Here is a 21,942-nt window from a genome sequence, read left to right on the forward strand (position 1 = left end):
ACGCTGCACAGTGGCGCTACCACTGATCAGACGTCTGCGCCGCAAGGTCGATCAGGATATGCGTTTTTTCCAGGATTTCGGCCTACTAACGGCCGGCCAGCTGGTCAGCCGCGTGCTGGGCTTCCTGGCCTTCGCCTGGATCGCGCGTCGGCTGGAGCCGAGCGATTATGGGGCGGTCGAATATGTGGTCGGTCTGTCGATCTTCTTCGCCACGCTGGCCGATGGCGGGCTCGGTGTCCTCGGCACGCGCCGGGCGGCGCACCAACCTGACGAGCTGCCGCTGCTGGCTTACCAGATCCCGATTGCGCGATTGCTGATCGTCGCGGTCGGGCTGCCCGTGATGGCGCTGATGGCCACACAGGCGCTTGATACGCAGGCGCCGGCCGCGCTGATCTGGCTGTTCGCCGCAAGCGTGATCGCTGCACCATTCCGCCAGCAATGGCTGTTCCAGGCTAGCGAGCGGATGAGCCTCGCCGCCTGGGGTGATGTGGTGCGGATGGCGGTGTTCGCGATCGCCGTTTGGGTGCTGCTGCTCGGCCGGCCGGACATCCTGCGGGTGGCCTATGCGGAAGTTATCAGCGTGGCCGCGGTCACGCTCTATTCGGTCTATATGCAGCACCGCCATGTCACGCCGTTGCGGGTCAGCGGGTCGATGGCGGGCTTTGGTGGGCTCGTGCGCGAAGGCCTGGTGATCGGCTCGACCAATCTCGTCTGGGCGCTCAACCAGTATCTCCCGCTATTCGTTATCGGCTCGCAGATGGGGGCGGTGTCGCTTGCGTGGTTCGCAGGCGCCTCGCGGATCGTGGTCTCGCTGATCCAGTTCAGCAATCTCTACCATTTCAACATGTATCCCTCGGTCGCGCAGGCACGCGCGAAGGGAGGGGACGCGCTGGCGGCCCTGTTGAAGCGTTCGGCCCGGGTCGTGGGCTGGGGCGGACTGGGCGGTGCCACTGCGCTGACCGTGCTCGACAAGCCGCTGGTCCATGCCGCGCTGGGCGAAAAGCTGCTGCCCGCCGCGCCGCTGCTCGGGGTCATGGCCTGGATGCTGCCGCTGGCGCTGGTTTCCGGCCATGCGCGCTGGAGCCTCGCGGCAGCCGGTCAGCAATCGAGCGTGCTCGCATCGCAGGTAAGCGGCGTGGTGGTGACCTTCATCGCGCTGGTACTGCTGCCACCTCTTTTCGGCCTTACCGGCTACGCCATTGCCTCCGTCACCGGATTCATCGCGGTCTGGGCCGTCTCACATGTACTGGCGGCCAGACATGACTGCGCGCCGCCCTCGCCGCTGATCCTGATCCGGCCGGTCTTGATGGCGGGCGTCGTTATCGGAATCTCGCAGGCTATCGGCGATAGATTTGCAATCCGAGCCGGGCTGCTTGGGCTGGCGCTGTGTCTGGCGCCCGTCATCGATCGGCAGCTCCTCGCTGACGTCAAGCAACTCGCAGGCGCGCGCAATAGATTGCATGAAAACTAATGTCCGTTCAGCCTTCATTGCACGCTGGGGCCATAGTTCCCACCGGCAACGGGATAACAATCATCACCGTGCCGGTGGAAATCCCTATCAGGTCATTCGCCCCCGCAATGCAACTGCCTTCCCGTCCTTCGGCATCAACTGAGCGGACGAGATATTGCCGATTTCCCATTCCAGTAATTGTCAAACGAAAGTGTCTTTTGGGGCCCAATTTCTTCAAAATCCGTCCAAAGAGACCTTGACCTACGTTGTGCGATGCGCTGACCACCAACGCCAACGTGCCATTTGCTCTACGAAAGGCAGCGCTCCGCAAATTTGGGTTGCTGGCATTAGCGCCAATCCTCTGGTCTCCTGGGCGCACGCTTCGAAAAACTAATGCAAGCTGCCTTCCGACCGTCGAGAGCCGGACTTGCGGCGATCCAACGACCTTTTCATCGACAATCACAGGGTAACCATCCTTCGCTCCGTTCCACGCGATGGCCCAGAGCAACCAACTTGAGACATTTCCTTCGGTTAGATCCTCAATCAACTCGTCAGCCGTTCCCTCGACATGCTCAAGCATTGCGGTCTGCTTGCCTAGCGAGCGGCCACGCTCACCGATTTTACGGATCGTGTTCTCGCTCAGCTGCTGGTCGTAGCGGTGATATGATATTGTCTGCACCAAAGGAAGAGCACCTGGCACTGTAGCTATTCCGTCCAAATACCGTAGAGCTAATGACGCACGGGCGGTCGAGGGCGCGATCATCGACGGCAACACGACGCGGTCGGAGCGAAAGCGCTTCGCCGTTGCCACCATCGCACGCCCAATCTGAGGGCCTCTCCAGTCAGCAGTGTTGTCAGGCTCAAGAATAACCTCAAGCTCATCTGGTACTAGACCGTACTTCTCCTTCATATGTGCGAAGGCGGTGGCAATGAGCTCCGCGTATTCATCGGGATTGTTGGCATGGGAGAGCGTGCCTTGCTTCCTTGTCCAACGAAAATCGACGTAGTTTAGGTTCAGTGCCAATCTGATGCCGTGCCGCTTGGCGATCATCATCGCAGGAAGAACTAAATTTTCTATTCGGTAGTCCAGCTCAGAAAACTGAAATCCCGTTTGATTGACATGGAGCGGATCGTCGTTGTCATTGATCTTTTCGTAAAAGTGATCTTTGAATTCTTCATATGATAGCTTTCCGGCGTGGAATGCAGGCCAGTAATCGATTGGGTTTTCGGCCCCGCTACGAATTTCGAGGCGAAGCTGGGTAATGCCGCCCTCGACGATCAACTTTTCCAGTATGGCGTCGCGGTTCTTCAGCCAACTTCCGTTAAATTTATTCGCGCTTTTATCAAATTCCCAAAGACGAGACACTGCCCCCCACGCGACAATGTTTTGATGCTCTACCTTGGTGTCTACATAAATTGACGCTGGATTTGTACTTTGGCATCCAGTCAAAAGCAGCAAAGCTACAAACTTAGCCAAAAGCCTACAGACCATCGTGATGTTATAAAGGCGCTTCAGTTTCATTGACAAACACCAATGAGAGGCGGTCCAATCATCCTTCGCATTCAGAAATGTTGCAGGCTCATTGGGGGGGCTAGCCCGGTTGGAGAAATCGATTTGGTTCCATCACATCGTAACTTGCTGGTTTTCGCAACTCGAATTGACCCGCACCCGTTGGCAAGTTCAGGTTCGTCATCGAACTCGCTAGTTTTCAGACGGCACCGAGAAAGATCCGCTAACCCTCCTATTGCCCTGTGAATTGGTGGCCCTGCCGTCGACGCTCGACAGTCCGCTGTTGAGGTCGATCGTCAGCCTGCCGCCGTTGAGCGTATCGCCACCCCGACGCAGCGCTACCCCGCCGGACAGCACGATGACACGGCGGTTGAAGTCGTAGACGCCGGCCGAACCACTCGCCCGTTCGTTGCCACGGGTGACGGTTACGCCGCCAGTCGCATCGATCCGCTGGATCTTGAGCGCGCCTTCATTTGTGTAGGCCACGGTCGTCCGCGCGGCAGTCATCCGCAGGTCGCCCTGGTCGATCACGACGCTTCCCGACAGGACGACACGGTTCTGCTTGTCCTGAAGTTCGATTCGATCGGCCGCATAGTTGACCGGCTGGTCGGAATTGAACCCGGCGATCGCCTGCGCTCCGGCAATGTTGCCGAACGCCAGCGCGGCGACGGTGCCCGCGAGCAGCCCACCGGCGAGACCGCGCAGGACAAGACGGGAGATCGGGCGACGGTCCATGGGAACTGCTCCTAGGGCCAGTTGCGGGGCGCGTGAAGCCGTCATTGCGGCATCTTCAGGCGATTGGGAATCATCCGCAAGCGCGCGTTGCCGACCAGGGCCACGGTCCTGTCTGCCAGGTTGGCTTGCAGGGCATTGGCGGAAAACGTGCCGGCGGGCACCGTTCCCTCGACTCCGTCGCTGCCGACCAGCGTCTTGCTGTTGAGGTCGATGGCCACGCCCCGCGCGGTCATGGTGTAGCCGTCGGCGGCCCTGAAGCTGAGTTCGCTGTCGATGGCGACGGTCTCCGCGTCGAAGTCGTAACGTCCCGCACTGGCGGAAAGGACGGCCGGTCCTTGCGGCAGCAGTATGCGCGCGGTCAGGTCGTGCATCCGGACGATCGGCTCGCTCATGCCCTTCTGGACGGCTTCGCCTGCCGAGAGTGAAAATGGGCGTCCATCCTTGTCCTCGCCGCGATAGATCGCGTTATCGACGCGCAGCCGGTCGTCGGCGAGCGCGACCTTGTTGCGGTCGAGCAAGAAGCTGACCTCGCCCCGCGGCCCGAGCGGCGTGATGATCATCAGGGCTGTGACCACCCCGACGGCCGCCGGCAGGCCGACCGCGAGCCAGCGCACGATACGGTCGAGCGAACCGCCGGGCGCCGCAATGGCGCGGCGGCGATCTCTCATCAGGTCTGCTTCGACTGTCATCGCTCGTTAGCCGGCAACGGGTGCCTATTCGTGGCTGAAGATGTCTTTGTCGGCCCAGCCGGCGACATCGAGCCGCGCGCGGGCGGGCAGGAAGTCGAAGCAGGCCTGGGCCAGTGCCATCCGTCCCTCGCGCTCAAGCCGGGGGACAAGGGCTTCGCGCAGGCGGTGCAGGTGGCGGACATCGGACGCGGCATATTCGCGCTGCGCCTCGCTCAACTCCGCTGCGCCCCAGTCGCTCGACTGCTGCTGCTTGGAGATGCTCTCGCCGAGCAGTTCCTCGATCAGGTTCTTGAGGCCGTGCCGGTCGGTGTAGGTGCGGACCAGCTTGCTGGCGATCTTGGTGCAGAACACCGGCGCCGCGACCACGCCGAGATAGTACTCGATGGCGGCAAGGTCGAAGCGCGCGAAGTGGTAAAGCTTGAGCCGGGCCGGATCGGCCAGCACCGCCTTGAGGTTCGGCGCATCGTAGGCGCTGCCCACGCCGAAGCGTACGAGATGCTCGTCGCCCTTGCCGTCGCTGATCTGCAGCACGCAAAGCCGGTCACGCGTTGTGACGAGGCCCATGGTTTCGGTATCGACGGCGACGGGACCTGCGGCGAGCACGCCTTCGGGCAGGTCTTCTTCGTGGAAATATACGGCCATAAGCGAAAGCCTTAGGCGGATTGGGGAAAGAGGGAAAGCACCGCGTGGAGCGGGCGCGCCGGGCAGGCTATGGCCGGTGCATGGCGGATACAGTCCCAGATTCCTGGCGCGGCGCACTCGACCCGGTGCTGGCCCTGCCCGAGAGCCGGCGGCTCGGCGGCTGGCTGCGGGAGCAGGAGGCGGCCGGCAAGACTATCTACCCGCCCCGCGGGATGCGCCTGCGGGCGCTCGAGCTGACTCCGCTCGAAAAGGTCAAGGTCGTCATCCTTGGGCAGGATCCGTACCACGGGCCGGGTCAGGCGCATGGGTTGTCGTTTTCGGTCCCCGACGGCGTGCGGATCCCGCCGTCGCTGGTCAACATCTACAAGGAACTGAACAGCGACCTCGGCATCGCGCCGAGGCCCGACGGCAATCTCGAACACTGGGCGCGGCAGGGCGTGCTGCTGCTCAACAACTCGCTGACCGTCGAGGCCGGGCAGGCCGGCAGCCATGCCGGGCGCGGCTGGGACGCGATTACCGATGCGGCGGTAGCCGCCGTTGCCGCGCGCGAGGTGCCGAGCGTGTTCATCCTGTGGGGCAACCACGCGCGCAAGAAGGCGCAGAAACTGCCCGACCTCGCTGCGGGCGGACGGCATCTGGTGCTGACCAGCGCGCACCCGAGCCCGCTCTCGGCGCATTCGGGCTTCTTCGGGTCGAAGCCTTTCAGCCAGGCCAACGCCTTCCTCGAAGCCAACGGTCGCGGCGCGATCGACTGGTAGGCGTCAGGCCGCTTCGCCGAGACCCATCCATTCGTAGGCGCTGGTTTCCGGCCCGCTCTCGTTGATCGTCGTGCGGCGCATGTCGCGGCGATACTCGTCGGAGAGCAGCGGCGTGGCGGCGTGCATGGTGGAGCGGTTGTCCCAGATCACCAGGTCCCACCGCCGCCATTGGTGCCGGTATATGTACTTCTCCTGCGTAGCATGGGCGTAGAGCTCCTCGACCAGCGCCAGCCCTTCGTCCAGGTCCATGCCCTCGATCCCGAAACAATGTCCGCCGATATACAACGCCTTGCGCCCGTAGGGCATGGTCCGGACCAGCGGGTGCCGGACCGTCGGGAAGGGGATGACCAGCCGCATATCCGGCGTGATCTCGGCCTTGAATCCGGCGAGCTTGCGACCCTCCCAGAAGTCGTGAAGACCGACGAGGTTTTCGATCCTTGCCTTCATGGTCTCGGACAGGTCGTCGTAGGCGGCGCGCGCGTCGACGAACCAGGTATCGCCGCCCACGCTCGGCGGCGGGGTCTCGACTCCGTGCAGCAGCGACCACTTGGTCGGCATGGTGTGAAAGCTCGAATCGGTGTGGAACCGCTCGGCGCCCTTGGCGAGGCTTTTCGGGTCCGAGCCGTAGGGGATGACCTCGTCGTTGTGGTCGAGGTTGCCGGCATGGAAGATGCCGGGCGTGTAGTGGCGGGTGCCGACGGGACGCGACGCGCCCTTCACGCGGCTGGGCAGTTCCAGCGGGCCGAACGCGCGGCTGAAGTCCTTCTGTTGCTCGTCGGAAATCTCGGCGTCGCGGATCGCCAGCACGCCGTAGCGCGCCATCGCATCCTCGACCGTTCGGACCAGTTCCGCGTCAGGGGGCAACGAGAGATCGGCGCCGACGAGTTCGGCGGCGAACAGCGGGTGCAAGGGGCTGACTTGCATTGAATTTCCTCTCCCCAGTCTCACGGCAGGCATAGCCGCGATTGTCTTCGCGAGGAAAGCATCCGTCCCCGCGGAAACCCCAATTTAACCGCGTGTCTGCGCGTGGCCGCAAGGGTTTTCCGATAGCCTTGCCGCATGCGGCACGAATTGATGCTTGAACGGCGCGTTGCCACGGTTTGCCGATCGGAGGTCGTTGCGGCCTTCAGCTATGCGCTCGACCTCACCGAAGGCCAGCCGCAGGGCCTCTCGATCCGCGCCTGCTACATCGCCGGCGAACTGGCGCGCGAAATCGGGCTGTCGGGCGACGACTGGGCGACGGTCTACTATGCCACCCTGCTCAAGGACCTCGGCTGCAGCAGCAACGCGGCGCGGATTCACGAACTCTATCGGGCCGACGATCTCGCCTTCAAGAACCGGTGGAAGACGGTCGCGCCGGGCCTCAAGTCGACGCTCGAGTTCGTGTTCGAGAACACCGCGCGCGGCGCCCCGCTCAGGGCGCGGGTCAAGGCGATCGCTCACATCCTCCGGAACGGCGAGGCCATCGCCCAGGAAATGATCGAGACGCGCTGCACGCGCGGTGCCGATATCGCCCGCGAACTGCGATTCGGCGAAGACGTGGCGCAGGGCATCTACCACCTCGACGAGCGCTGGGACGGATCGGGCCGGCCGGGGCACCTGAGAGGCGATGCCATCCCCCTCGCCTCGCGCTGCGCGCTGCTGGCGCAGATTGCCGACGTGTTCCACACCGCGGCCGGCCCAATCGCCGCCTGCACGGAAGTGGCGCTGCGTTCCGGCACATGGCTCGACCCCGAGCTTTGTCGCTCCTTCGCCCGACTCGCCGGCACCCCGCGCTTCTGGGCGCGGCTCGAATCCGCCAGTCTCGAAATGCAGGTCGCTGCCATGGCGCCCGATCTCGAAGAGGAGGTCGACGAAGACTATCTCGACGCGATCACCGCCGCGTTCGGCAAGGTGGTCGACGCCAAGAGCCCTTACACGGCCGGGCACTCGCAGCGCGTTGCCGCCTATTCCGAGCAACTCGGCCAACGACTCGGCGTGCTGCCGGGGCGGTTGCGTCGGCTCAAGCGCGCGGCCACGCTGCACGACGTCGGCAAGCTTGGTGTGTCGAGCGCGATCCTCGAAAAGCCCGGCAAGCTCGACGACGCCGAGTGGGAAGTGATGCGCAGCCATGCGGTCCATACGCAGGCGATCCTCGGGCGGATCGGCGCCTTCGCCGACCTGGCCCCGATCGCGGCGGCACACCACGAGCGGCTCGACGGGTTCGGCTACCCGCTCGGGCTCGACGAACAGACGATCAGCCATGAGACGCGCATCATCACCTTGTGCGACTTCTATGACGCGCTCTCTGCCGAGCGGCCCTACCGCGAGGCGATGGCGCCGGCCGAGGCGCTGGCGATCATGGAGCGCGAAGTCGGCACGGCGATCGACCCGCGCGGCTTCGAGGCGCTGCGCGAAATTGTCGCATAGCGGCAGTCACTGCGGGGCTTCAGACAGCCGGCGGCAAGGCCGCTCCACACCCAGCCTGTGTTCTTCCCCGCCAGCGGCCCGGTTGGCCTCAGCCGCCTAGGCCCGTCTTGCTCACGGTCACCGTGGGCGGGATGTTGAAGGGCGTGCTGCCGGCGGGCGGCGGGCCGGCTTCGAACAGCTTGATCCACAGCGCTTCGCCGTCCTTGAAGTACGACATCTCCCTGGCCGCGCGCAGGGCGGCCATGTTTGGCTGCTGCTTGCCCGCGTCGGCGCTGGTGAAGCCGTTCAGCTTGAGCAGCACCCACGAATCCTCGTCCATCGACGAAAGCCGCAGCGGCAGCGATTCCTTGGCGGTGTCGACGGTCAGCTCCACCCCGCTGCGGATCGTGGTCTGTCCGCGGTAATCGAAGGTCCGGCCGTTGCGGCTCAGCGTAACCGGGTCTTCAGCCGGACCGCCGCCGAAGTTGAAACCGCCGCCGAGAGTGAGCCGGCCATAATCGCCCTTGCACACCGCCGCGCCCCAGGTCGGCCGCGCCTCGCATGCCTCGTCGTCGTTGGCGATGCCGTTGTCGATGACGATGTAGGTGTCGGGGACGCCGCTGGTCGAGCCGTCGAGGTCGTGGATGGCCGCAGTCAGGAAGGCGGCGCTGGTGCCGTAGTCGCTGGCCCATCTCTCCGTCCGCGGGGGGAAGTAGACCGGCTTGGCGTCGACGAACTTCAGGCCCCGCGCCGAGTTTTCGACGCTCATCCCGAAGCTGGTGAAGAGCAGGTACGAAAGCGCCCCGGTCTTTCGCAGGTCGTTGTCGGTGAAGTTGACGAACGTGGTGTTCGCCAGCTCGTGGATGTTGTCGTAATATTCGTAGCCGCGGATGGGATAGTCGGGGACCTGCGGCTTGGGCAGGCTGCGGCCATAGGCTTTCTCCGCCTCCGTCCGGGGATTTCCGATATTATCGGTTTCGCCCACGAACAGCGAATCGATCGTCTTAGAGGTGAAGGTGGAACCGCCGCCGAGACCCGAGGCGAAGGTCATGCCGATCGCGTTGTCGGCCGCGTGCAGGTTATGAAAGATGGTTTCCTCGCCGCGCATCCACAGCCCGCCATTGCGGTTCTTGTAGGCGGTCAGGTCCGCGTAGAGATTGATCAGCGGCGTGCTGGTCGGATCGTTGGGATCCTTGCGCGGGATATAGACGGTGCCGGTCACGCCGAACTTGCCGTCGGGCGCGACGTTGCGATCGAACATGAACCCGTCGTAGTTCGAGTGGGCGACATTGCCCCTGAACTGTCCCATCGGAGTGCGGCGCGGCCAGGTCGCCTTGCTGACTTCCGAGCCTTCGAACGCGCCCGTCGGATGCTCGGGCAACGACATCCAGAAGCCGTTCGAGTCCGAACCCGCGGCGACGTTGTCGATGTAGTCGTTTGCCGGATTGGTGATCCAGAAGCTTGCCGCCGTGTTGTCCGAAGGGATCAGGATGTCCTTGGAATCCTGGCCGTTCGCCACGCGTTCGCTCGGTATTCCGAGGTTGGTCGGCTGGCACGGCAGGGTCGGATGGCACTTGGTCTGCATGGCGAGGTTGTGGACGAACTGGTTACCGTGCTCGATCCCGTCTTCCATGAAGAAGCAGTGACCCACGGTGTTGAAGGTGACGTTATTCTCGATCTCGAGATTGTTGGTGCCGTGGACGGTCACGCAGCGGCTGAAGGTGTCATGGATCGCCGCATTGCGGACATACATGCCCGCACCCTCCCCCAGCACGTGGAAGTGGAGCGGATAGCGCGCAAGGTGCAGGTGCTGGCCCATGCGCGAGAGCTCGACGCTGTCGACGTAGAGCTTGGCTCCGGCCATCGCCATGATGTGTCCGCCGAAGTAGGTCTGCTCCGAATCCCTCGAGGCCTGGATGCGGATGTTCCGGGTCAGCATGCCGACCTCGCCGCGCTCGTCGACGCCGAAGGTGATCTCGCCGAAGTGCATGTATTGCAGAGGCCGGTCGAGGGTGAGCGCATTGCCGTTGACGGCGGTGATCGTCCGGCGCTCGGCCTGGCGCGGATCGAAGTCGGTCGAGGCTAGGACGATCTCGTCGCCCTTGCGCCACTCGCCGGCGTCGAGGACCTTGATGCTCGTGCTGCCCGCCTTGGCGGTCTTCGCAAGCTTGGTCCACGTGTGGTCGCGATCGCCGTGGAGGTTGAGCGTGCCGCGCATGAGCAGGATGCCGCGATCGCCCATCGTGTTGATGTCTTCACCCGGCACGTTGTCGGTCAGCGTGATCGAGGCCTGGTGGGTGTAGGGCTTGGCCTCTGTGCCGATCTGCAGCTCGCCGCCGGGGACATAGATCCATTCGGATTCGAGGCTGATGTCGCGCTTGTCGGAAAAGCTCAGCTTGCCCTGGATGGTCAGGCTGCGCAGCGCCGGGGCATCGACGTCGAGCACGACATCCATGTCGCGGGCGATCTCGACAGCGTCGCCTGCCTTCGGGACCTTGCCCGAAGGCCATGTGCCCGGATCGGACCACAGCGATTGTGCAGAGGCACTGGAAGGTGCGGCGAGCATCAGGGTCGCGGCAGCGGCCAGGGCGAAATGGTACAGGCTATGCTTGCGCATCAAGTTTCCCCTCCACCGGGACTTTTGAGTCCCGCTTATCGGCTTTGTCCGAAATTCTGCATCGGACGGGCCGTTTTGCCAAGTAGAAGGGGCCGGAAAGACTCAAATCCGCGCAGGAAAGCCCGGTTTGACGGAAGGTTCTCTTCGAACCTTCCGCGTCGCACTCTCATCCGCAATTCGTCTGGCCTAGCGCGGCAGTTGGGTCGTTCCCATCAGCGCTTCGTCTACCGAACGCGCGCACTGGCGGCCTTCGCGGATCGCCCAGACCACGAGGCTCTGGCCGCGCCGCATGTCGCCGCAGGCGAAGAGCATGTCCTCGCTCGTCCGATAGTCGTCGGTATTCGCATCGACGTTACCGCGCTCGGTCAGCTTGACGTTGGTCTGGTCGATCATCCCGGTCTTTTTCGGACCGATGAAGCCCATTGCCAGCAGGATCAGGTCCGCCGGGAGGACGAATTCGCTGCCCGGAACCTCTTCCAGCTTGCCCTTCGACCAGTCGGCGCGGACGCACTTGAGGCCGGTGACCTTGCCGTTCTCGCCGATCACTTCCTTGGTCAGGACCGCCCAGTCGCGCTCGACGCCCTCTTCGTGGCTCGACGAGGTGCGCAGCTTCATCGGCCAGTCCGGCCAGGTGAGCATCTTGTCTTCCATCTCGGGCGGCTTGGGCATGATCTCGATCTGGGTGACCGATTTCGCGCCCTGGCGGTTGGAGGTGCCCACGCAGTCGCTGCCGGTGTCGCCGCCGCCAATCACGATCACGTCCTTGCCCGTCGCGGTGAGCGAGCCGCGCGGCGCGGCGCGGACTTCGTCGTCGCCGGCATTGCGCTTGTTCTGCTGGGTGAGGAACTCCATCGCCAGCCGCACTCCGGGCAGCTCGGCTCCGGGAATGTCGAGCGGGCGGGCCTCTTCGGCGCCACCGGCCAGGACCAGCGCGTCGAAGTTTTCCTTGAGCGACTTGAGCGAGACATCGACCCCGACTTCGGTGCTGGTGCGGAAGGTCACGCCTTCGGCTTCCATCTGCACGGCACGGCGGTTGATGAGGTGCTTTTCCATCTTGAAGTCGGGAATGCCGTAGCGGAGCAGGCCGCCGACGCGGTCGCTCTTCTCGAACACCGTCACCGAATGGCCGGCGCGGGCAAGCTGCTGGGCGCAGGCAAGGCCCGCCGGACCGCTGCCGACCACGGCAACGCGCTTGCCGGTCTTTTCCGCGGGCACGTCGGGCTTGATCCAGCCTTCCTTCCAGCCGCGGTCGACGATGGCGCACTCGATCGACTTGATGGTCACCGGCTGGTCGATGATGTTCAAGGTGCAGCTCGCCTCGCACGGGGCGGGGCAGATGCGGCCGGTGAATTCGGGAAAGTTGTTGGTCGAATGCAGGACTTCGAGCGCGTTCTTCCAGTCGCCCTCGTAGACGAGGTGGTTCCAGTCCGGGATGATGTTGTTCACCGGACAGCCGTTGTGACAGTACGGGATTCCACAGTTCATGCACCGTGAAGCCTGCTTTTGAAGCGCTTCATCCGCATGCGGAATCACGAATTCCTTGTAGTGGCTGATCCGCTCCTTGGGATCGGCGTAGGTGCGATCCTTGCGGTCGAGTTCGAGAAAGCCGGTTTCCTTGCCCATCGCTCGCGCTCCTACTCAGCCGCGACCGAGGCGGCTTCGTCGCGCTCGGCCTCGAGTTGCTTGAGTGCCTTGGCGTAATCGCGCGGCATAACTTTCACGAACTTTTTCAGTGTGTTCTCCCAGTCGTTGAGCAGGGCGGCGGCGCGCTTGGAGCCGGTGTGCAGCTTGTGGCGCTCGATCAGGATGCGCAGGCGCTCGGCGTCGTGGCGGAGCATGTCGCCCATGCCCATGTCCTCGACGCTGCGGCTGCGTTGCTGCGGGCGGCCGGTGCCTTCATCTTCGTCGGGCTCGGCCGAAATCGGCTCCAAGTCGACCTGCGAGAGGTTGCACAATTGATTGAACTGGCCGTCCCCGTCGTAGACGTAAGCGACGCCCCCGCTCATGCCCGCGGCGAAGTTGCGGCCGGTCTTGCCGAGAACGCAGACGACGCCGCCGGTCATGTATTCGCATCCGTGGTCTCCAGTGCCCTCGACCACCGCGACGGCGCCCGAGTTGCGGACGGCGAAGCGTTCGCCGGCGACGCCGCCGAGGAAGGCCTCGCCGGAAATCGCGCCGTAGAGCACGGTGTTGCCGACGATGATGTTTTCGGTCGCCTCGCGGTCGATCCCGGCGGGCTGGCGCACGACGATGCGGCCGCCCGAGAGGCCCTTGCCGACGTAGTCGTTGGCATCGCCGGTCAGGTCGAGCGTGACGCCGTGAGCGAGCCAGGCGCCAAAGCTCTGACCGGCGACTCCGGTGAAGTTGATGCGCAGCGTGTCCGGCTTGAGACCGGCGTGGCCGTACTTCTTGGCGATCTCGCCCGAGAGCATGGCGCCGACGGTGCGGTTGACGTTGCGGATCTCGCGTTCGAGCACCAGCGCCTCGCCGTTATCGATCGCCGGTGCGGCCGCTTCGATCAAGTCGTTGTCGAGCGCTGCGGCGAGGCCGTGGTCCTGCTCCTCGGTGTGGAACAGCGCCTTTCCGGCGGGGATCTCGACCTGCGCGAGAATGCGCGACAGATCGACCCCGCGCGCCTTCCACTGCTTGATCGCGTGGCGCATGTCGATCCGGTCGACCCGGCCGATCATCTCCTCGACGGTGCGGAAGCCCATCTCGGCCATGACCTGGCGCAGTTCTTCCGCGACGAAGAAGAAGTAGTTGATGACGTGCTCGGGCTGGCCGGTGAAGCGCTTGCGCAGCTCCGGGTTTTGAGTCGCCACGCCCACCGGGCAGGTGTTGAGGTGGCACTTGCGCATCATGATGCAGCCAGCGGCGATCAGCGGAGCGGTGGCAAAGCCGAACTCGTCGGCCCCGAGCAGCGCGCCGATGGCGACGTCGCGCCCGGTGCGGATGCCGCCGTCGACTTGCACCGCGATGCGGCTGCGCAGGTCGTTGAGCAGCAGCGTCTGCTGGGTTTCGGCCAAGCCGATTTCCCACGGGCTACCCGCATGGGTCAGCGAGGTCAGCGGCGAAGCGCCGGTGCCACCCTCGTAGCCGGAGATCGTGACGTGATCGGCGCGCGCCTTGGAGACGCCTGCGGCAACCGTGCCGACGCCGACTTCGGACACCAGCTTGACCGAGATGCGCGCCACCGGGTTCACGTTCTTGAGGTCGTGAATGAGCTGCGCGAGATCCTCGATCGAATAGATGTCGTGGTGCGGCGGCGGCGAGATCAGGCCCACGCCGGGGGTCGAGTGCCGGACCTTGCCGATCACCTTGTCGACCTTGTGGCCGGGCAGCTGGCCGCCTTCGCCGGGCTTCGCGCCCTGCGCCATCTTGATCTGGATGTCGTCCGAATTGACGAGGTATTCGGTGGTCACGCCGAACCGGCCCGAAGCGACCTGCTTGATCCGGCTGCGCATCGAATCGCCGTTGGGCAGCGGTTCGAAGCGGTCGGGTTCCTCGCCGCCTTCGCCGGTGTTCGAGCGGCCGCCGATGCGGTTCATGGCGATGGCCAGCGTGGTATGCGCCTCGCGGCTGATCGACCCGAAGCTCATCGCCCCGGTGCTGAAGCGCTTGACGATATCCTCGGCGGATTCGACCTCGGAGATGTCGAGCGGCTTATCAGCCTTCTTGAGCTCCATCAGCCCGCGGATGGTCAGCAGCCGTTCGGACTGCTCGTTGATCGACTTCGCGAACTCCTGGTAGTCCTTGAAGCGGTTGCCGCGGACCGCGTGCTGAAGGCTGGCGACGCTGGTCGGGGTCCATGCATGGTCCTCGCCACGCAGGCGGAACTGGTAGATGCCGCCGACATCGAGCATGTTTTCGTAGATCGGGTTGTCGCCGAACGCCGCGGCATGGCGGCGCACGGTTTCCTCGGCGATCTCCTTGAGACCTGCGCCCTCGATGGTCGTCGCTGTGCCGGTGAAGTACTTCTCGACGAAGGCACTCGACAGTCCGACCGCATCAAAAATCTGCGCCCCGCAGTACGACTGGTAGGTCGAGATGCCCATCTTGGACATGACCTTCTGGATGCCCTTGCCAACCGCCTTGATGTAGTTCTTGGCGACCACCTTGGCGTCGATCTGGGGGAACTTCTCGGCCCTGAGGTGCTCTATGGTCTCGAACGCGAGATAGGGGTTGATAGCCTCGGCGCCGTAGCCCGCGAGCACGCAGAAGTGGTGCACTTCGCGCGCTTCACCGGTTTCGACGACGAGCCCGGTCTGCATGCGCAGGCCCTGGCGGACGAGGTGGTGGTGCACCGCCGCGGTCGCCAGCAGCGCCGGCATCGGGATGCGATCGGGACCTTGCGCGCGGTCGGACAGGATCAGGATGTTCTTGTCCTGCAGCACCGCCTCGGTAGCCGTCCAGCACATCTCCTTGATCGCCATTTCGAGGCCTTCGGCCCCGCTCGCGGCGTCCCAGGTCATGTCGATCGTCTCGGTCCGGAAGGCGCCGTCGAGCGAGCTTTCGACTGAGCGGATCTTCTCCATGTCGGTATTGGTCAGGATCGGCTGCTCGACCTCGAGCCGCTTGTGCGTCCCTGCCTCGTGCCCGAGAAGGTTCGGGCGCGGCCCGATCATCGACAGCAGGCTCATCACCAGCTCCTCGCGGATCGGGTCGATCGGCGGGTTGGTGACCTGCGCGAAGTTCTGCTTGAAGTAGTCGTAGAGCAGGCGGCTGCGGTCGGACAGCACGGCGAGCGGCGTGTCGGTGCCCATCGATCCGATCGGGTCGTCGCCGTCCTGCGCCATCGGTTCGAGGAACTTGGTCAGGTCCTCTTGCGTGTAACCGAAGGCCTGCTGCCTATCGAGCAGGCTGACCTCGTGCTCGCGAACGGCCTCGTGGTCGGTCTCGATCGCTTCGAGGTCCTTGAGTTTGTACTGCGCCTGCGCGAGCCACTTGGCGTAGGGCTCGGCGTTGGCGAGCTCGGCCTTGAGCTCCTCGTCCTCGATGATGCGGCCTTCCTCGAGGTCGATCAGCAGCATGCGGCCCGGTTGCAGGCGCCACTTTCGCACGATGTCGGCCTCGCGCACCGGCAGGACGCCGGATTCGGAGGCGAGGATGCACAGGTCGTCGCGGGTGACGCAGAAGCGCGCGGGCCGAAGGCCGTTGCGGTCGAGCGTCGCGGCGATCTGGCGGCCATCGGTGAAGGCCACTGCGGCGGGGCCGTCCCACGGCTCCATCAGCGCGGCGTGGTATTCGTAGAACGCCTTGCGTGCCGGATCCATCAGCGGGTTGCGCGCCCAGGCTTCCGGGATGAGCATCATCATCGCGTGGGCGAGCGAGTATCCGCCAAGCAGCAGCAGCTCGAGCGCGTTGTCGAGGCACGCGGTGTCCGATTGCCCGTGCGGCACGATCGGCCAGAGCTTGTCGAGGTCCGGCCCGAGCAGCTCGGATTCCATCGTCCGGCGGCGAGCGTTCATCCAGTTGACGTTGCCGCGCACGGTGTTGATCTCGCCGTTGTGCGCGATCAGCCGGAACGGCTGCGCCAGCCTCCAGCTCGGGAAAGTGTTGGTCGAGAAGCGCTGGTGCACGAGGCCGAGCGCCGAGACGCAGTCGGGATCGCGGAGGTCGTCGTAGAAACTGCCGACCTGGGTCGCCAGCAGCAGGCCCTTGTAGACGACGGTGCGGCTGGAGAAGCTCGGCATGTAGAGCTTCTCGATCGCCGGCATGCCCTTCTTCGTGGCCAGTTCCTTGAGCGGGTTCTGGGTCTGCTTGCGGATGACGATGAGCTTGCGCTCGAAGGCGTCCTGGTCCTCGCAGTTGTCGCCGCGGCCGATGAAACACTGACGGATCATTGGCATCGAGGCGAGCACCGCCTTGCCGAGCCCGTCCTCGGTCGTCGGGACGTCGCGCCAGCCGATCAGGTGCTGGCCTTCCTTGGCGACGAACTTTTCGAACTGACCGCAGATGAATTCGCGTGCATCGTCGTCCTGCGGCAAGAAGCACATCGCCACGGCGTAATCGCCTTCCGGCGGAAGGGTCAGCCCCTCGCCCTCGGCCCAGCGGCGATAGAGCGGATCGGGGATCTGCATGAGGATGCCGGCGCCGTCGCCCAGCAACGGGTCGGCGCCGACGGCGCCCCGGTGATCGAGGTTGGCGAGAATCTCCAGCGCCTGGCTGACGATCGCGTGCGATTTCTGTCCCTTGATGTGGGCGACAAAGCCCACTCCGCAGGAATCATGCTCGTTGCGCGGATCGTATAGGCCCTGGGGCGCGGGAAACTCAACCAAACTCGTCATTCCTCTTTCTTCAGTCTTTTTCAGTCAGCGAAGCGAACTTCGAGGCGGCGAGCGCCGCAACGAAGGCCGATCCTCTCATACCGACTGCTTCCGAAAATGTCGCGAAGTTCTCCCTTGGCGACATGAAGCTGCTTTTGCAAGCGTGAACGCCCGTTCCGGCGCTCCGGGACGGGTGTTCAATGGGTTAGCTGCCGGGCACGCCGGAAGGTGGGGGATTTCAGGCGGCGCCGCTCATGCGCTGAAGCGTTTCGAGCGCGGCGCGAAGCTCGCGTTCGGCGTCGTCGTGGTTGCGCGGCGCACCCTTGGGCTTGACCCCCGGAGGGGGATCGAAGGGCCGCGCTGCTTCGCCGGCAGGCGCTTCTTCCGCTTCGGCAACAGGCTTGCGGGCAGGGAAGGTCACGGTGGCCTCGAAATCGCCATCGCCCAGCTCTGGTTCCTCGATGCGGACAAACTCGGGCTGCTGGCGCTGGAACGGGTTCTTCATCTCGAGGAGCGAGCTGTATTCTTCCTCGGAATCCGAACCGTCCTCGTCGTCTTCCGACCGCGCTTCGTCGTCGTAGCGGAAGCTCGACAGCCTGGAAGGCTCGGGCTCGGGCTCGGGTTCGGGCTCACGTTCCGGCGCGGCGAGAGCCCGCTGCATGGTGGCCCGGGCGGCAAACGGATTGGTGGTCGGCTCGGGTCCGAATTCGGGCTCGTCGAAGTTGTCGTGGTGCGCGGTCTTCTTACCGCCAAAGAAGTCGGCCCGCGCGAGAGCGGCCTCGTCCGCCGCAGCGGCGCAGAAGTCCTCGGTCTTCTCGGTGAAGATCGGGCACGGCGCGGGAACGGCATAACCCTGCGGGACGCGTTGGGCGCGGCGCCGCTCGAGCGAGGCGCCGAGGCGGGCGGCGAGCTGGACCAGGCCGAGATCGTCGAGCGAACGGTCGTCCACGCCGGGATCCAACGCTGCTGCAAGGGGTTCGACGACGGAGAGTTTCGGCGCCGCCTCGAAGGTCTGCGGGACGGGCGCGGCCGCGGGTTCGGGGGCGAATTCCCGGCGCTGCAGCATCGAGAAATCGGGCATGTCGTCTTCCACATGATCGTCTTCTTCGGTCGACAGTTCAAGCACCGGTGCCTTGCGCCGCAGCGAGGGCGCGGAGAACGGCAGGGCGTCGGCCGCTTCCACTTCTTCTTCTTCGGCGTCCGGCTCGTCGTCGAATCCGGCGAGCGGATCGGCAACGGCCGGCGTCCCGGCCGCGGCGGGGGCCGCGGGCCTGAATTCCTGGCGTTCGCCGGGGGCGGCGAAATCGACCTCTTCCTCGTCGAAGATGTCTTCGGGCTCGTCGAAGCTGCCGCCGGTCATGGCAAAGTCCTGTTCGCCGGCTTCGTCGCCCGGGCCGGCAAAGTCGCCGAGTTCAAGTGCGTCGTCGTCAGGGGCATCAGCAGAATCATCGTCATGCCCGCCATGGCCCGGCAGCGACACCGACAGGAGGTACTCGCTCCGCGTTCCTTCGTCCGCGATGGCCAGTGCGCGGCGCTTCTGCACCACTGGAGTGCGCGGCCGCGCCTTGCCGAAGCCGCCCTCGTCCGATTTGCCGAGGCCTTCCTCGCCAAGCTCGTCGTGCGCCGAGATCGGCCGGCGGGCCGGCTCCTCGTCGCCGAAGCGCTCGCTCGGCCGGAGCGCGTGGCTTTGTGCTACCTTGCGCGCCAGCGTGATGCCCATCAGTGCGCCGATCACCGCCGCGGCCAGCGCCAGCGTGGCGCGCGTGGAGAATCCGAGCGGCGGGGCGGCGGAGGGAACCAGCGAGGCGATCCCGGTGGTGACGGTGAGGCGTTCGAGCAGGACCACGGGCAGGATCAGGCTTCCAAGGCCAAGCAGAGCAGCGAACCAGAGCGCGACGATCGCCGGGAACGCGGGATGCGCGCTCACCGGTGCCGACCCGGCGCCCTTCCCCATTCGCTTCATGTCGGCAGACTTCGTTGCCACTCTCAATCCCTGTTACAGTTTGAGGCGGCATCACGCCGCCGCCCTAGTACGGCCCCGGTGAGCCGCACCTACCAAGACTTGGTAAATGTCTTGATAACGATGAATGTTGCGGGCCCAGTCGTGATACGCTGCGACGTGGGCTTGTCCGGCCTGTCGCATGGCGTCCCAGTAGGCGCGAGAATCGAGCAGCGCGGCAAGCCTGGCGGCGCAGGCGACCGGGTCGTCGGCGGGGAACAGCACGCCGGTCAGCCCATCCGTGACAAGCTCGCGGTGACCGCCGACATCGGAAGCGGCGACGATGCGCCCCTGCACCATCGCCTCGAGCGGCTTGAGTGGCGTGACTAGGTCGGTCAGCCGGCTGCGCTTGCGCGGGTAGGCCATGACCTGGCACAGAGAGTAGTAACGCTCGACCTCGGAGTGCGGGACCCGGCCCGTGAAGCGGATCGCGTGGGCGGCGCTCGAGGCCTCGCTGCGCGCCTTCAGCGCAGCTTCCATCGGGCCGCCGCCGACCAGCAGCAGGCGCGCCTCAGGGTGGCTCCGGACAAGGGCGGGCATGGCGTCGATCAGGTCGTCGAGCCCTTCGTAGTCGTAGAAGCTGCCGATGAAGCCGATCACTGGCCCCTCGCCGATGTCCAAATCGCGGGCGAGCCCCTCGTCGCGCGGCGGCGGGGCGCCGAACAGCGTCAGGTCGACGCCGTTGGGCATGACCGTGATCTTTTCCGCCGCGACCCCGCGCGTCATCAGGTCGCCGCGCAGGCCCTGGCAGATCGTTACAACCGCATCGGAAGCGGCGATGGCGCGGTTCTCGAGCTCGCGCGTCAGACGATACTTGACCGAACCGTCGCGCGAGGTGCCGTTACCGACCGCGGCATCCTCCCAGAAGGCGCGGATCTCGTAGACCAGCGGCAGGTCGAGCGCCCGCGCGGCGCGGGCCGCGGCCATTCCGCACAGCGCCGGGGAATGGGCGTGGATTACGTCGGGCCGCCACTCCCGCGCGATTTGCTCGACGGTGCGAGCCAGGGCGCCGATCTCGCGCCACTCGCGCAGGCCCACCGGGCCGCTGGCCGCGCCGGGCGTGCGGCGGAAGGCGAGGCCGTCGATGTCCTCGCTGGCGGGCCCCTCTGCGGCGTGGCGCATTCCGGTGACGCCGCGCACCTCGATCCCCGCCGCCTGCTGTGCCTTGAGGATGGCGCGCGTGCGGAAGGTGTAGCCGCTGTGTAGCGGCAAGGAATGGTCGAGGACGTGGAGGACGCGGGTCATCTCCGAACGCTGTGCCACGACAAGCTTAACGGCGCGTCAACCCGGGACAGGTAAGGCGACTGGGTAGCGTGCGGCCATGGCTCCGCTCGCGTTCGGGGATGCGTCTTGATCGACCTGGCCACACTTGTGCTGACGCACGGCCTGATGCTGGTCGCGCTGCTGCGCCTGATGTCGCGCAACGACCTCGATCGTGAGGACGATGCACCGCTCAAGCGCAAGCCCTGGCTGGAGCCCGCCGAAGACGGCGCCGAGTAACATGCTCGACTTCTTCCTCCTCGCCTTCGTCGGCGTGTTTCTCGCGCTGGGGTTCAAGCGCCCCTTCTTCTGGGTGCTGGTCTATATCTACATCGACGTGGTCGCCCCGCAGAAAGTCGGTTGGACGATCATCCAGTCGATACCGTTATCGCTGATCGCCTTCGCCGCGTGCTTCGGCGGCTGGCTCTTCCTCGACAGCAAGAAAGGCAGCCGGTTCACCCTGCGACAGGGCCTGATCGTAGCGCTGCTGGTTTATTGCTACATCACCACGCAAGCCGCCGATTTCCCGGTCGAGGCGCAGGTGAAATGGGATTGGGTGTGGAAGGCGCTGGTCTTCGCCGCCTTCCTGCCGCTGACCCTGCGCACCAAGTTGCGGCTCGAAGCCGCCGCGCTGATCATGGTCCTGTCGCTCGGCACAATTGTTATCAACGGCGGGATCAAAACGGTGTTCGGAGGTGGCGGCTACGGCACCCTGGCACTGCTGGTGCGCGAAGACGCCGGGCTCTACGAGGGCTCGATCCTCTCGACGGCCGCCGTCGCGACAGTTCCGCTGGCGCTGTGGCTTGCCCGCCATGGCACGATCTTCAAGCCGGACTGGCGGGTTTGGGCCTTCGTGGCCGGGCTGATCCTCTCGTGCCTGCTGATCCCGGTCGGCACGGCGGCGCGCACCGGGCTCGTTTGCGCCGCGGTGCTCGGTGTGCTCATGCTGCGAACGGCAAAGCACAAGTTCCTTCTCGCCGGCGGCGGAGCGCTGATGCTGGTCGCGGCACTTCCGTTCCTGCCGCAAAGCTATCTCGAACGGATGCAGACCCTGTCCAATACGCAGGGCGACGAAAGCGCCTCGACCCGCGTGCAGGTGTGGCAATGGACGCTCGACTACGTGGAGAAGAACCCGTGGGGCGGCGGCTTCGATGCCTATCGTCAGAACAGCTTCACCTACTGGACCGCCAAGCGCGAGGGCACGCCACCGAACGTGCGCGTCGTCTACGACCAGGTCACCGACCAAGGCCGCGCGTACCATTCGTCGTACTTCGAGATGCTCGGCGAACAGGGATGGCTCGGTCTTGGTCTGTGGCTCTGGTTGCAACTGCTCGGTGTGTGGCACATGGAGCGGATCCGCTGGATGTTCCGCCGCGGCGAGGACGGGAAGGATTGCTGGCAGCGCGGCATGGCCACGGCGCTGCAACAGGCGCAGATAGTCTACCTGATCGGATCGCTGTTCGTCGGCATCGCCTTCCAGCCGTTCATCTATATGCTCGTGGGCCTGCAATGCGGCCTGTGGAGCTATGTCCGGCGCACGACCCGGCAGCCCGACAAGGCGCGGTTCCAGCGCCCGGGCGAAACCGAGCCTGGTCCCGCCTGATCGGCAAGTGTTGGAAATTTTTCAC

Annotated in this window: 15 protein-coding genes; 5 read left to right on the plus strand and 10 right to left on the minus strand. The window is 65.0% G+C overall.

Annotation, left to right across the window (positions count from 1 at the left end):
• Positions 1–10: 10 nt before the first annotated feature.
• The gene (locus tag GRI89_RS14460) at positions 11–1,471 is read left to right on the plus strand and encodes an oligosaccharide flippase family protein (RefSeq protein WP_159797169.1); all 1,461 of its coding nucleotides are present in this window, start codon (positions 11–13) and stop codon (positions 1,469–1,471) included.
• Positions 1,472–1,478: 7 nt separating this feature from the next.
• Here the strand turns inward: GRI89_RS14460 and GRI89_RS14465 are convergent, their stop codons facing one another.
• The 4 genes from GRI89_RS14465 to GRI89_RS14480 all read right to left on the minus strand — a co-directional run bounded on the left by GRI89_RS14465 (position 1,479) and on the right by GRI89_RS14480 (position 5,026).
• Positions 1,479–2,972 carry a glycoside hydrolase gene (locus tag GRI89_RS14465; protein ID WP_159797174.1) on the minus strand — a complete coding sequence of 498 codons (1,494 nt, stop codon included), beginning with the start codon at positions 2,970–2,972 and terminating at the stop codon, positions 1,479–1,481.
• Between the two features lie 180 nt (positions 2,973–3,152).
• Positions 3,153–3,695, minus strand: coding sequence for an LptA/OstA family protein (locus GRI89_RS14470; RefSeq protein ID WP_159797177.1), 543 nt, complete (start codon positions 3,693–3,695; stop codon positions 3,153–3,155).
• Positions 3,696–3,736: 41 nt separating this feature from the next.
• Positions 3,737–4,384: an LPS export ABC transporter periplasmic protein LptC gene (locus GRI89_RS14475; protein ID WP_159797180.1), complete on the minus strand. Its 648-nt coding sequence runs from the start codon at positions 4,382–4,384 to the stop codon at positions 3,737–3,739.
• 24 nt (positions 4,385–4,408) lie between these two features.
• The gene (locus GRI89_RS14480; protein WP_159797183.1) at positions 4,409–5,026 is read right to left on the minus strand and encodes a ribonuclease D; all 618 of its coding nucleotides are present in this window, start codon (positions 5,024–5,026) and stop codon (positions 4,409–4,411) included.
• An 80-nt stretch (positions 5,027–5,106) separates the two neighbouring features.
• Here GRI89_RS14480 and GRI89_RS14485 point away from each other — a divergent pair, with 80 nt between their 5' ends.
• Positions 5,107–5,784, plus strand: coding sequence for a uracil-DNA glycosylase (locus GRI89_RS14485; RefSeq protein ID WP_159797186.1), 678 nt, complete (start codon positions 5,107–5,109; stop codon positions 5,782–5,784).
• 3 nt (positions 5,785–5,787) lie between these two features.
• On the opposite strand, the gene GRI89_RS14490 is transcribed toward GRI89_RS14485, so the two are convergent.
• Complete coding sequence (locus tag GRI89_RS14490; RefSeq protein WP_159797189.1) at positions 5,788–6,708, minus strand: TauD/TfdA dioxygenase family protein; 921 nt, start codon at positions 6,706–6,708, stop codon at positions 5,788–5,790.
• 135 nt (positions 6,709–6,843) lie between these two features.
• Here GRI89_RS14490 and GRI89_RS14495 point away from each other — a divergent pair, with 135 nt between their 5' ends.
• Positions 6,844–8,193, plus strand: coding sequence for an HD-GYP domain-containing protein (locus tag GRI89_RS14495; RefSeq protein ID WP_201290945.1), 1,350 nt, complete (start codon positions 6,844–6,846; stop codon positions 8,191–8,193).
• An 88-nt stretch (positions 8,194–8,281) separates the two neighbouring features.
• Here the strand turns inward: GRI89_RS14495 and GRI89_RS14500 are convergent, their stop codons facing one another.
• From GRI89_RS14500 to GRI89_RS14520, 5 genes are all read right to left on the minus strand, one after another.
• Positions 8,282–10,789: a G8 domain-containing protein gene (locus GRI89_RS14500; protein ID WP_159797195.1), complete on the minus strand. Its 2,508-nt coding sequence runs from the start codon at positions 10,787–10,789 to the stop codon at positions 8,282–8,284.
• Between the two features lie 186 nt (positions 10,790–10,975).
• Positions 10,976–12,412, minus strand: a complete 1,437-nt coding sequence (locus GRI89_RS14505; protein WP_159797198.1) for a glutamate synthase subunit beta — start codon at positions 12,410–12,412, stop codon at positions 10,976–10,978.
• 11 nt (positions 12,413–12,423) lie between these two features.
• On the minus strand, positions 12,424–17,076 hold the full coding sequence (gltB, locus tag GRI89_RS14510; protein WP_159797201.1) for a glutamate synthase large subunit: 4,653 nt from the start codon (positions 17,074–17,076) through the stop codon (positions 12,424–12,426).
• A gap of 217 nt (positions 17,077–17,293) precedes the next feature.
• Positions 17,294–19,009 (minus strand): hypothetical protein, encoded by a 1,716-nt coding sequence (locus tag GRI89_RS14515; RefSeq protein ID WP_235913414.1) that lies wholly within the window; start codon positions 19,007–19,009, stop codon positions 17,294–17,296.
• A gap of 60 nt (positions 19,010–19,069) precedes the next feature.
• Positions 19,070–20,299 carry a TIGR04063 family PEP-CTERM/XrtA system glycosyltransferase gene (locus tag GRI89_RS14520; RefSeq protein ID WP_159797345.1) on the minus strand — a complete coding sequence of 410 codons (1,230 nt, stop codon included), beginning with the start codon at positions 20,297–20,299 and terminating at the stop codon, positions 19,070–19,072.
• Between the two features lie 105 nt (positions 20,300–20,404).
• On the opposite strand from GRI89_RS14520, the gene GRI89_RS17840 reads away from it, so the two are divergent.
• Both GRI89_RS17840 and GRI89_RS14525 read left to right on the plus strand, forming a co-directional pair.
• Positions 20,405–20,554, plus strand: a complete 150-nt coding sequence (locus GRI89_RS17840) for a hypothetical protein (protein ID WP_201290946.1) — start codon at positions 20,405–20,407, stop codon at positions 20,552–20,554.
• 1 nt (position 20,555) lies between these two features.
• Positions 20,556–21,917 carry a putative O-glycosylation ligase, exosortase A system-associated gene (locus GRI89_RS14525; protein WP_159797207.1) on the plus strand — a complete coding sequence of 454 codons (1,362 nt, stop codon included), beginning with the start codon at positions 20,556–20,558 and terminating at the stop codon, positions 21,915–21,917.
• Positions 21,918–21,942 lie beyond the last annotated feature (25 nt).

It is taken from the genome of Croceibacterium salegens, from assembly GCF_009827435.1.
GTDB lineage: Bacteria > Pseudomonadota > Alphaproteobacteria > Sphingomonadales > Sphingomonadaceae > Croceibacterium_B > Croceibacterium_B salegens.